Origin of the sequence: Limnohabitans sp. 2KL-3, assembly GCF_001269405.1 — a bacterium.
Taxonomy (GTDB): domain Bacteria; phylum Pseudomonadota; class Gammaproteobacteria; order Burkholderiales; family Burkholderiaceae_C; genus Limnohabitans_A.
The window spans coordinates 34,577-46,960 of record NZ_CXON01000005.1; the positions used below are offsets into that span (position 1 = coordinate 34,577).

Consider the following 12,384-nt stretch of genomic DNA (forward strand, 5'->3'; position numbering starts at 1 on the left):
TGGCACTTGGAATCTGTGTTCTATTAATCGGTAATCAGTGTCCCGCCTCCAAAGACTTCTGAGCAGGCTCAAACCGCAAAACGCCCTTTACCGCAGCATCCTCGTGCTCAGTGGAGGGACAGCACTGGCACAGCTGATCGGCATATGCAGCTTGCCCTTGGTTACGCGGCTGTACACACCCGCCGAAATTGGCACTGTCTCTTTATTCCTGTCCTTTTTTGGCTTCTGGGTCACTGGCATTGCACTGCGCTACGAACAAGCATTGATGATCGCTGCTGATGACGCAGAGTCGCATGTGGTGCACCGATTGGCCACGATCTTGGTTGTTCTGATGTCTGTGTTGGGCGTGCCGGTTTTGTGGCTTCTGCAGCAAAACCATGTTTTGGAGTTCCAGCTTTTGCCAGTTTGGGCCCCCCTGATTGCATGGCCCATTTTGTTAGGCTATGGCCTGTTCATGGTTTACCGATCATGGGCACTGAGGGGTGGTTTGGTTTCGCAAATCAGTCAGGCATCGATTGTTCGTGCGGGGGCAATCGCCGGCACCAAGTTGGGGTTGGGCGCATTTGGTGGTGGCGTGGTTGCACTATTTGCAGCCGAGTTGGCTGGTGCTTTGTCTTCCATGCACAGGCTCATGCAAGCCACAAAGCTGCACTTTGCAGCGAGCAAACCCTCGACCATTGGCTACCTGCAGCTGCATCAAGCCGGACTGAGATATGCCAAATTTCCGATGCTCGATACCCCCTCGGCATGGTTGGATGCACTTGCAGCAACGTTACCCTTGCCCATGGTGGCGAGCTTGTATGGAGCAGAAGCTGCGGGATGGTTTGGCCTGGCACGTTTGGTATTGAGTCTGCCCAACGCACAAATAGGCGCAGCGGTGGCCGATGTTTTTCAGATGTCACTGGCCGAGGCTGTTCGCGACAAAGACCCTCAGCGTGCCCGCAGTGTTTTTTACATGTTGCTCAAAAAACTGGGCCTCATCGGCTTAGTCCCGCTGGTGGTCAGTCTTGCGGTTTTACCTTGGGCATTTCCCATCGTGTTTGGTCAAAGTTGGGCCCCTGCGGGCACCGTTGCGGCCAGTCTTGCGCCCTGGTTGTATTCGGCATTTGTGATCAGCCCGCTGAGCCGAGCATTGCCGGTCTTGCAAGCGCAGGAGTGGAAGCTTTTCTACGATGTCACGGCATTGGTGCTGATGATCGGGTGCTATTTCTTGGCATCCCATCTGGCACTGAGCTTGGTTGAATTTTGTCTGTTGGTATCCCTAGCCCAAGCGCTGGGCTATGTTGCGTACGCCCTGGTTCTTTACCTGTTGGTGGAGAGCAGGCTTCAAAAAAAATAACGGAATAAAAAAATGTGCGGTATTACAGGTGGCTGGTGGATAAACCCAGAGCATGCAGTCCAAAGACTGCCGATGTCACTCAAGAAAATCAAACACCGTGGTCCCGATGACGACGGTTATCAGCTTTATCCCGTTGGTAACGCTGCGGTAGCGCTCGGTCATACCCGCCTGTCCATCATTGATCTGAGTTCTGCCGGCCATCAGCCCATGCACTCGCGTGATGGTCGCTGGGCCATTGTTTTCAATGGCGAAGTCTACAACTACCGTGAGTTGCGCACTCAACTACAGAGCATGGGGCACAGCTTTAATTCGGACTCAGACACTGAAGTGCTGCTCGCTGCATGGGCCCAGTGGGGCGTAGATTGCTTGCCACGCTTGGTGGGCATGTTTGCCTTTGCTGTCCTTGACAAAACAAAGGCCACCTTGACCTGCGTGCGGGATGCCTTCGGTATCAAACCATTCTTTTATTCTGCTGCAAATGGTCAATTGGCATTTGCATCAGAATTGCCTGCGCTGTTGGAACTCTTGCCTACCAAACCAGCCCTTAACTGGCAGCGCTCTTACGATTATTTAGTGCATGGTGACTACGACAGCAACACAGAAACTTTTTATCAAGGGGTTCACCACTTAGGACCTGGCCATTGCATGGAAATCAATATCCAGACTGGCCATGTGCACTCTCCAAAGCGCTGGTGGTATCCAAACACGCAAGAAGCTATGGGCTGGAAGTTTGCGGATGCGGTGGAGCAGGTGCGGGAGCAGTTCTTACATAACGTTCGCTTGCACCTAAGAAGCGACGTGCCGCTGGGCGCAGCCTTGTCAGGGGGGATTGACTCTTCTGCCGTGGTATGTGCCATGCGACACTTGGAGCCTGATTTGCCTATTCACACATTCAGTTTTATTGCAGAAGATACTCAACTTAATGAAGAGAAATGGGTTGACCGTGTTAACCGGCATGTTGGTGCAATATCTCACAAAGTAAGAGTGTCATCGCAAGATCTAATGAGAGATTTAGACGACATGATACTTACACAAGGTGAACCTTTTGGCAGCACAAGCATCTACGCGCAATACCGTGTCTACCAAATGGCACGGGAACATGGAGTAACCGTAACATTAGATGGACAGGGGGCCGATGAAATGTTAGCTGGGTATGACGGCTATCCAGGCCAACGTTTGAGGAGTCTTGTCGAAACAAGTCAATATGCCAACTTATTTCAATTCTGGAATAATTGGGCGGAATGGCCAGGTCGTAGCCACTTAATTGGATTAAAGTATTTTGCATCAGAAATGTCAGACGGTAATTTTTATAAACTACTACGCAAATTAGATGGTAGAAAAACGGTCCCGACTTGGATAAACCCTGAAGTATTAATGGAACAAGGCGTTAGTTTGATCAAACCAAGGCTTAGGCCAGAAGGCAATATAAAAGGCAGAAGGGTGATTGATGAGTTGGGGCTTTCACTTTCAAAGCGCGGGATAGCAAGTTTGTTAAGACATGGGGATCGAAATTCTATGAGATTCAGTGTAGAGAGTCGTGTCCCTTTCTTGACAATTGACTTTGTAAAATTACTTCTGTCTATGCCTGAGAATTTTTTAATATCACATGAAGGGCAAACTAAACATGTATTTCGGTCTGCGATGAGCGGAATAGTTCCTGAAGATGTGCTAAAACGAAAAGATAAAATTGGATTTGCCACTTCGGAATATGGTCTCATGAAGTTGATGGCTGACCAGTTGAAAGTTGTAATCAATACAAATTTGGAACTACCCTTTATTAACAAGAAAGAGTTAATCAAGGAGTTTGATAATAAAATATTTGGCCATAAAAACTATTCACCTCAGGTGTGGAGGTGGATGAATTTTGCTTTATGGCACAGAAACCTTTAGTGGGTGAAATTAATCATGCAAAACACTGTTGAAAGAAAGAAAGAAAAAGAAAATAAAGCTTTTTTTTTGATTGCCGCTGTATTATTTAAACTCGTTCTAGCGTTTGCCTACATAGAATTTATAGTCCCTTTGTTTGAGTATGAGGGGTATAGTATAAAGTATGATTTATTTAAGCGTATTGAATCTTGGTTAATTTATATTCCTTTAATTGTTGCGACGCCAAAAATTTTAACAAAACCATCTGATTTTTTGATGGTATTTTTATTGTTTACATTTCTAACCCCTCTGCTTGTTTTTTATGGTTTATCTGGTGCTGATCGTGGCGCACTTTACATCGTATTTATGTCGGTTCTCTTGATTTATGTATTTAGGCTTGGTCCGGTTTTTGGGTTGAAGAATCTGAAAGATGGAGTTGGGCTGTCTTATTTTATTTTGATTTTTGGTGTTATTATTGTTACTGCATGGATGGTTAAAAGCGGCGGTTTAAATTTTTTCAATCTTGATTTTACGTTGGTTTATGATTTCAGAGATGATGTCGGTGAGTTAATTGATAAAGGAGTTATGGGCTACCTAAATGTCTGGGCAAGCAAAGTATTTGGCCCTGTTTTATTAGCTCTGGCTCTGTGGAAGAAAAAATATTTGCTCGCAGGTTTTTTTATTGGTCTACACTTATTTTGGTTTGGTGTAAGTTCACATAAGTCTATTATAGTTTATCCTATGTTAATAGTTTTTATTTGGTTTTGGTTCGCTAGGACAAAAACCCTTTCTTTGATTCCTTTTGCGCTTTTTATTTTAGTTGTGGCTTTGCTATTATATTATTATATTTTTGATGAAATTTTTCTTCCCTCTATGTTTATAAGGCGTGTTTTTTTTGTTCCAGCAAAGTTAACGTTTGATTACTATGAATTTTTTTCGGTGCATCCATTTGTATACTGGTCTAATTCAATTGCTGCGCCCTTTTTGCAATATCCTTACTCAACTAATACTGCGTTATTAATAGGTGGTTATTTGGGTGATGATACTACTGCTGCAAATAATTCATTCCTTTCAACTGGGTACATGCATGCTGGCGTATTTGGTATGTTTATTTACGGTTTGTTAGTAGGATTGATGTTTAAATTAATTGATAATCTTTCTTCAAAGCATATGCCGGTATGGATTGCCGTGGCCGTAGTAATTATCCCATCTCAAGCACTTCTTACTAGTGCAGATTTGCCAACATCACTATTGACACATGGCTTCGGTGTATCTATGGTATTGCTATACATGCTTAGGTCGAAAAATTATTTCAAAAATTAAATTGGTAATTAGTTAATAGCAAGTGGGTTATATAATGATATTCAAAATTTTGCACTTAACCTCCGCACATTCACGTGACGACACGCGTATATTCCTCAAAATGTGCCTTTCGTTGGCGCGTGGGGGCTATGAGGTTATTCAGGTCGTCGCCGATGGAAAAGGTGATTATTTTTACGAAGGCGTACAAATAATAGATGTAGGTTCTTGCAAGGGGAGACTGGACCGCATTCGCAACTCACCTAAAAGGGTCTTTAAGAGAGCGGCCAGTCTAAATGCAGACCTGTATCATTTGCACGACCCTGAGCTCATCCCGATTGGGTTGAAACTCAAGCGTTTAGGTAAATGTGTTGTGTTTGACTTTCATGAAGATGTGCCCAAGCAATTGTTGGGCAAGCCCTACTTAAACAAAGCGGCCCTTTGGTGCCTGTCTAAATCGTTTGCCATATTTGAGTCTTATGCGTGCAAACGGTTTGATGGCGTCATAGCCGCCACGCCTTTTATTCGTAACAAATTTCTGACAATAAACCCAAATACCGTGGATATCAATAACTTTCCCATGTTGGGTGAGTTGGCAACCGATGTGGAATGGGGCAACAAGCAGGCCGAAGTTTGCTATGTGGGCGGCATCGCCAAGATCAGAGGAATAACTGAGGTGTGCCAGGCCATGGGTATGGTTCAAACCAAAGCAAGGCTTAACCTTTGTGGTGGTTTTTCTGAGTTGGGTACGAAGCAAAGCGTTAAAGACCTACCCGGGTGGCAAAAAGTTAACGACCTTGGTTTTGTGGACCGTTTGGGTGTGCGCGAGGTATTGTCAAGATCGGTAGCAGGTTTGGTCACGTTTCACCCTCTCCCCAATCACGTAGACGCGCAGCCCAACAAAATGTTCGAGTACATGAGCGCAGGCATTCCCGTCATTGCTTCTGACTTCCCGTTGTGGCGCGAGATCATTCAAGGCAATGATTGTGGTTTGCTTGTGGATCCACTTGACCCTGCGGCCATTGCACAAGCCATAGATTATTTGGTATCCAACCCAAGAGAGGCTCAGCGAATGGGAGCAAATGGTCGCAAGGCTGTGAACGAGCGATACAACTGGGCCATTGAGGAACAAAAGTTGTTTGCTTTTTATGATCGTACATTCAGCTACACTGACAAATGAGAAAAATCCTTACCGTTTTGGGCGCACGCCCTCAGTTCATCAAAGCGAGCGTGGTTTCGCACGGTTTCAGGCAGTCTGGCCAGTTTCAAGAGGTGTTAGTCCATACGGGCCAGCACTTCGATGCCAACATGTCAGATGTATTTTTTGACGAGCTAGGCATGAGCAAGCCTGACCATTTTCTGGACATTCACGGTGGCGGGCACGGCGCCATGACGGGTCGCATGCTGGAGCGACTGGAGCAAGTCATGCAGGCCGAACGGCCTGATGCCGTACTGGTGTATGGAGACACTAATTCCACACTGGCTGGGGCCTTGGCTGCTGCAAAGCTGCACATTCCAGTGGCACACATTGAGGCGGGTTTGCGCAGCTTCAACATGGCCATGCCTGAAGAGGTCAACCGCATCCTGACGGATCGCGTCTCGCGCTGGTTGTTCACCCCTACAAACGCTTCCACCCAGCATTTGGTGCGGGAGGGCGTTGCGCCTTCAGCCATCGAAGAGGTGGGAGATGTGATGTATGACGTGGCCCTTCACCACGGCCAGCGTGTGGATGCAACGGGTCGTGTGTTGCAGCAACTGAACTTGGCCCCAGGCGCGTATGTGTTGGCAACTGTGCATCGCGCCGAAAACACTGACCACTCCGCACGCCTCCGAGCCATTGTGGACGGCCTAGAGGTTTTGGCTCAAAAGTTGCCTGTGGTTTGGCCCATGCACCCGCGAACCAGGGGGGTGCTGCAAAGCATGGGACGTTTGGCCATGCTGTCACCGCAGTTGCGCCTGCTCGACCCGGTGGGCTATTTGGACATGGTGCAACTCGAAAAGCATGCAGCTGTCATTGCCACAGATTCGGGTGGGGTGCAAAAAGAGGCGTTTTTCTACCGAGTGCCATGTGTCACTTTGCGAGACGAGACGGAGTGGGTGGAACTGGTCAATGCGGGTTGGAACAGGTTGGTGCCGCCTGTTTCATCAGCAGCTGTTGCCAATGCTGTCATCTCTGCCATCGGTAGTAAAGGTCAAGCCATTGAGCCGTATGGCAAAGGCGATGCTGCTATAAAAATTGTGAATGCCCTGAAGGATTGAATCTATGTGTGGAATTTTCGGGGTTGTCTCAAATACATCCATCAACAAAGAAGAGCTGAGTTTGTTGGCCCAGCATTCAGAGCAGCGGGGCAAAGACTCCAGTGGCTTGTTCATCAGCATCAACAATAGCTACGACCTGCACCGTGCCAACAAAGCGATCACCGCTTTGTTAAAGCATGTGAACACATCGTCTGCCGGCTTGGTCATGGGGCATAGCCGCTTGATCACCAATGGCCTGGTCGACAACCAGCCTGTTTACCGTGATGGTGTGTGTGTGATTCATAACGGCATTGTGGTGAATGATTCAGCTTTGTGGGCTCAGGTCGCTAAACCCCGGCACCAAGAGATCGACACTGAAATCATTGCGGCCATTGCAGCTGAGTATTTGGAGAGGGGCGGGCTGGTTGAAGGTGTGGCTGCGCGGGTTCTGGCGTTGTGTGAGGGCGTGGTGGCCTGCGCTTTGGCCTTGCCAAAGTTGGGCAAGATGTGTTTGTTTTCAAACAATGGAAGCTTATTCCACGGCACCAAGCAGGGGGCACATTACTTTGCATCAGAAAAATACCCGCTAACGCAGTTGAATTGTCAAGAAGTGACGCAGGTACGAACTGAGGGTTTGGTGTTTGATATCCCTGTTGTGGCAGCTGAGCCGACCATTCACGAGCATGCCCAACGCACGACCAATCTGATTCCCAGTTTGGGCACGCACAGGGCTGAAGAGGCGATGCTAGAGTACAAACGCTACACCTTGCGCCGTTGTACCCGTTGCATCTTGCCCGAGACGATGTCATACATCCGCTTTGATGAGGCAGGTGTCTGCAACTATTGCCACACTTACAAACCACGGAACCGTCCCAAGCCTGTTGAACAACTGTTCAACTTGGTGGAGCCTTTTCGGCGCAAAAATGGCGACGATTGTATCGTGCCGTTTTCAGGGGGGCGCGACAGTTGCTACGGACTGCACTTGATTGCAAAAGAGCTGAAGATGAAGCCGATTACCTATACCTATGACTGGGGCATGGTGACAGATTTGGGCCGTCGCAATATCAGCCGCATGTGCGCAGAGATGGGTATTGAGAACATCATCGTGGCGGACGACATTGCGCTCAAGCGCCGCAACATCGCCAAAAATTTGCAGGCATGGCTGAAGTCGCCACACTTGGGCATGGTGAGCATCTTGACGGCGGGGGATAAGCACTTTTTCCGCCATGTGGAGACGGTTAAGCAACAAACGGGCATTTCGCTCAATTTGTGGGGTGTCAACCCGCTGGAGGTTACGCACTTCAAGGCGGGCTACTTGGGGGTGCCACCAGATTTTGAAGAAGAAAAAGTCTATTCAAGTGGCGCGATGAAACAGCTTCGCTACCAGTGGCTGCGCCTGAAGGCGATGGCGCAAAGCCCAAGCTATTTCAACAGTTCGCTGTGGGATACCTTGTCGGGTGAGTATTACCGCAGCTTCAACAAAAAGACCGACTATTACCATATCTTTGATTATTGGCGGTGGGATGAGAAGACCATTGACGACACATTGATAAACCAATATGACTGGGAAACTGCGCCAGACACCAATACCACTTGGCGCATTGGTGACGGCACGGCCGCCATTTACAACTACATCTATTACACCGTGGCGGGCTTCACCGAACACGATACCTTCCGCAGCAACCAAATCCGCGAGGGGGACATGACCCGCGAAGAAGCGCTGGTGCTGGTTGAAGATGAGAACCGGCCACGGTACCCCAACATCAAGTGGTATTTGGATGCGATTGGGATGGACTTTGACAAGGTTATTCCTGTGATCAATGCCATCCCGAAACTTTGCAAGGTCTAAGTAACGCATGAGTACATGTATTTGGTATGTGTCAAAGTACGTGGCACCACCCGGCAGCGGCACGGCAGGCGGGCGTGGTTATTTGCTCATGAAAGAGTTGGCCCACATGGGTCACAAGGTGGTGATCATCACTTCCGACTCAAACAAATTGGCTGCGCCACCGCAGTTAGATGCTGGTTATCTGCTGCAAGAGGTAGATGGCATTCAACTGTGGTGGGTGCGCACTATGAAATACACAGTGGCCAAGTCCATGCGGCGGATATTGAGCTGGCTGCATTTTGAGTGGCGATTGGTGTGGTTACCAAAGAAATCCTTGCCCAGACCAGATGTGGTGGTAGTGTCCAGCCTTTCCTTGCTGACGATTTTCAATGGCTTGTGGTGGAAAGTTCGGTACAAATGCCGCTTGGTTTTTGAAATACGCGATATTTGGCCTTTGACGATTATCGAAGAGGGGGGGTTTAAGTCAACCAATCCTTTTGTTTGGGTCTTGGGCGTTGTTGAGCGTTTGGGCTACAAGTATGCCGATGCCATTGTTGGCACCATGCCGAATTTGGGCGCGCATGTGCGCAATGTGTTGGGCTACCCACGACCAACACATTGCATTCCTATGGGTGTAGATGCAGATTTGTATGCTGTGCCTGCAGCTTTGCCAGACGGCTATGAAAAGATGAATTTTCCGAAGGACAAATTCATTGTGGCGCATGTGGGCTCAATCGGTATTACCAATGCGCTAGATACTTTCCTTGAATGTGCCCAAGCCATGAGCGCGAGTCTACACATTCACTTCCTCGTGGTGGGCGATGGTGATTTGCGCGAGACGTATCGGCTTAAATATGCGCATTTAAACAATTTGACTTTTGCACCACGCGTAGCTAAGACCATGGTTCAGACTGTCTTGTCGCAGTGTGACTTGCTGTATTTTTCAGTCCATGTTTCACAGGTGTGGCAATACGGACAATCGTTGAACAAGGTCATTGATTACATGATGGCTGGCAAGCCGGTCGTGGCCTCGTACACGGGCTTTCCGTCCATGATCAACGAAGCTGATTGCGGCAGTTACGTTCCTGCAGGTGATGTGACGGCGCTGCAAAATGAGGTTGAACGCTACGCTCAGATGCCTGAAGAAGAGCGGGTTGTCATTGGTATGCGGGGGAAAAACTGGTTGCTTGCTAACAGGCAATACCCGAAATTGGCCGCAGATTATTTGGCGATCATGCTTGACTTAAAAGCACCGGCTTGACTTGTACGGTCTGGAATATGAAACGGATATTTGATTTTATTTCCGCCTTGCTTGGACTTCTTGTGCTTGCCCTGCCATTATTGACGCTGGCTTGGCAGGTGCGCCGCAAGCTGGGCAGCCCGGTCTTGTTTACCCAAGTGCGCCCAGGTTTGCATGGCAAGCCGTTTCGCATGGTCAAGTTCCGAACCATGACGGATGCACGAGACGCCAGTGGCGCTTTGCTGCCCGATGCGCAGCGGCTCACGCCTTTTGGCCGCTTTTTGCGTTCTAGTAGCTTGGATGAGTTGCCCGAGCTGTGGAATGTCTTGCGTGGCGAGATGAGCCTGGTGGGGCCACGCCCTTTGCTGATGGAATATTTGCCACTTTATTCGCCCGAGCAGGCCCGCCGCCACGAGGTACGCCCGGGCATCACGGGATGGGCGCAGATCAATGGCCGCAACGCGATCAGCTGGGCCGACAAGTTTGCGCTGGACGTTTGGTATGTAGACCACCGTAGCCTGTTTTTGGATATCAGGATCTTGTGGTTGACCGTGCGCAAGGTGTTGGTGCGCGATGGCATCAGCGCAGCGGGGGAGGCGACGATGCCTAAGTTTGAGGGAGACAAGGCTTGAAGCGTTTTGCCATTTTTGGAGCAAGCGGTTGTGGCCGTGGCGTGTTGCCTTTGGTGCGCCTGCAGTTGCAGGCCGCTTTGGCGGCGGGTGATGCCGATTTGGTGTTTGTGGACGACCACCCGCCAGCGCCCATGGTCAACGGGCAGCGGGTGCTGACTTATGCGCAGTGGCTGAGCGAGCCTGCCAGCAGTCGGCACATGAATGTGGCCATTGCCAACAGCCGCGTGCGCGAGCAATTGGTGCAGCGCTGCGCGGCCGATGGGGTGCAGTTTTTTGAGGCGCGGGCAGCCAATGTGGTGCAGCTCGACGATGTGCAGCTGGGCGAGGGCGCGGTGTTGTGCCCCTTTGTCACGCTGACCAGCAACATCCGCATTGGCCAGCATTTCCACGCCAACATTTACAGCTATGTCGAGCACGACTGTGTGGTGGGCGACTTTGTGACTTTTGCCCCGGGCGTGATGTGCAACGGCAATGTGCACATTGAAGACCATGCCTACATTGGCGCGGGTGCCGTCATCAAGCAGGGCCTACCCGGTGCACCTTTGGTCGTTGGCCGTGGCGCAGTGGTGGGCATGGGCGCGGTGGTGACCAAGAGCGTGCCACCGGGGGTGACGGTGGTGGGCAATCCGGCGCGGCCTTTGATCAAAAACTGAAGAGACAACATGCTGAACACTCCCTTTTCCCCCTGGCCCAGTTTCACCCCCGAAGAGGCCGACGCGGTGCACCGCGTGGTGATGTCCAACAAGGTCAACTATTGGACGGGCACCGAGACCCGCGAGTTTGAAAAAGAGTTTGCCGCTTGGTGCGGCACGGCGCATGCCGTGGCGCTGGCCAATGGCACGTTGGCACTCGATGTGGCGTCGAAGGCTTTGGGCATTGGCCCAGGGGACGAGGTGGTGGTAACGCCGCGCACTTTCATTGCGTCGATTTCGTGTGTGGTCAATGCCGGCGCAGTACCTGTGTTTGCCGATGTGGAGGCCGACAGCGGCAATGTGTCGGCCAGCACGATTGCGGCGGTGTTGTCGCCCCGTACCAAGGCGGTGGTGTGTGTGCATTTGGCAGGTTGGCCGTGCGACATGGACCCGATCATGGCGCTGGCGGCTGAGCGTGGCTTGATGGTGATTGAGGATTGCGCCCAGGCACATGGCGCACGTTACAAGGGGCGGCCTGTGGGCAGCATTGGTCATGTGGGGGCTTGGAGTTTTTGCCAGGACAAGATCATGACCACGGGCGGCGAGGGTGGCATGGTCACAACCAATGACGAGGCGCTGTGGCGGGCGATGTGGTCGTTCAAGGACCATGGCAAGAGTTACGAGGCGGTGTACGAGCGCCAGCACGCGCCGGGGTTCAGGTGGTTGCACGAGAGTTTTGGCACCAATTGGCGCATGCTGGAGATGCAGGCGGTGATTGGGCGCATTCAGCTGCGGCGCATGAAGGATTGGTCTGCAGCGCGTGCGCGCAATGCGCAGGCGATTTGGGCGGCGTGTGCTGAGTTTGCGGTTTTACGGGTGCCACAGTTGCCGCTGCTGGGCTGTGGCAGTTGCCCGGGGGGTGCGGGTGGTGTGGGTGCTTGCACTGCGTCAGGCACGGCTTGCGAGCATGCGCATTACAAGTGTTATGCCTATGTGCGTCCCGAGCGTCTGGCCCCGGGCTGGACGCGAGACAGGATCGTAGAGGCGATCAACACAGAGGGAGTGCCTTGCTTTCAAGGTTCTTGTTCTGAAGTTTATCTAGAGAAAGCCTTTGATGGCACGGGTTGGCGCCCTGAGACGCGTCTGCCGGTGGCCAAAGAGTTGGGTGAGACATCGGTGATGTTTTTGGTTCACCCTACCTTGACCGCAGATGAGATTCAAAAGACCTGTGCAGCCATACAGAAGGTCATGGCTTTGGCAAGTCAATGAGTTCAGAAAACACCTGTGAACGACATCAGCCCGGCAGTTTT

General features: G+C 50.6%; 10 protein-coding genes. All 10 read left to right on the forward strand.

The genetic code is table 11. The annotated features are described in order from the left end of the window. Positions 1-37: 37 nt before the first annotated feature. The 10 genes from AMM41_RS08715 to AMM41_RS08760 all read left to right on the forward strand — a co-directional run bounded on the left by AMM41_RS08715 (position 38) and on the right by AMM41_RS08760 (position 12,343). A complete protein-coding gene (locus tag AMM41_RS08715) occupies positions 38-1,339 on the forward strand; it encodes a lipopolysaccharide biosynthesis protein (RefSeq protein ID WP_089956453.1) in 1,302 nt (433 codons plus the stop codon). 12 nt (positions 1,340-1,351) lie between these two features. Beyond that, positions 1,352-3,229 (forward strand): asparagine synthase (glutamine-hydrolyzing), encoded by a 1,878-nt coding sequence (asnB, locus tag AMM41_RS08720; protein ID WP_089956455.1) that lies wholly within the window; start codon positions 1,352-1,354, stop codon positions 3,227-3,229. Positions 3,230-3,244: 15 nt separating this feature from the next. Continuing rightward, entirely contained in the window at positions 3,245-4,528 is a 1,284-nt protein-coding gene (locus AMM41_RS08725) for a hypothetical protein (RefSeq protein WP_089956457.1), read from the forward strand. Positions 4,529-4,562: 34 nt separating this feature from the next. Next, on the forward strand, positions 4,563-5,684 hold the full coding sequence (locus AMM41_RS08730; protein ID WP_089956968.1) for a glycosyltransferase family 4 protein: 1,122 nt from the start codon (positions 4,563-4,565) through the stop codon (positions 5,682-5,684). Continuing rightward, positions 5,681-6,763: a non-hydrolyzing UDP-N-acetylglucosamine 2-epimerase gene (gene wecB, locus AMM41_RS08735; RefSeq protein ID WP_089956459.1), complete on the forward strand. Its 1,083-nt coding sequence runs from the start codon at positions 5,681-5,683 to the stop codon at positions 6,761-6,763. Before AMM41_RS08730 ends, wecB begins: the two co-directional genes overlap by 4 nt. A 106-nt stretch (positions 6,764-6,869) precedes the next feature. After that, complete coding sequence (locus tag AMM41_RS08740; RefSeq protein WP_228769177.1) at positions 6,870-8,591, forward strand: glucosamine 6-phosphate synthetase; 1,722 nt, start codon at positions 6,870-6,872, stop codon at positions 8,589-8,591. An 88-nt stretch (positions 8,592-8,679) separates the two neighbouring features. Then, a complete protein-coding gene (locus AMM41_RS08745; RefSeq protein ID WP_194944679.1) occupies positions 8,680-9,831 on the forward strand; it encodes a glycosyltransferase family 4 protein in 1,152 nt (383 codons plus the stop codon). Between the two features lie 17 nt (positions 9,832-9,848). Continuing rightward, on the forward strand, positions 9,849-10,442 hold the full coding sequence (locus AMM41_RS08750; RefSeq protein ID WP_089956463.1) for a sugar transferase: 594 nt from the start codon (positions 9,849-9,851) through the stop codon (positions 10,440-10,442). Then, positions 10,439-11,095, forward strand: coding sequence for an acetyltransferase (locus AMM41_RS08755; RefSeq protein ID WP_089956465.1), 657 nt, complete (start codon positions 10,439-10,441; stop codon positions 11,093-11,095). The genes AMM41_RS08750 and AMM41_RS08755 overlap by 4 nt, the downstream gene beginning before the upstream one ends. A gap of 9 nt (positions 11,096-11,104) precedes the next feature. After that, positions 11,105-12,343 (forward strand): DegT/DnrJ/EryC1/StrS family aminotransferase, encoded by a 1,239-nt coding sequence (locus tag AMM41_RS08760; protein ID WP_089956466.1) that lies wholly within the window; start codon positions 11,105-11,107, stop codon positions 12,341-12,343. Positions 12,344-12,384: the final 41 nt, after the last annotated feature.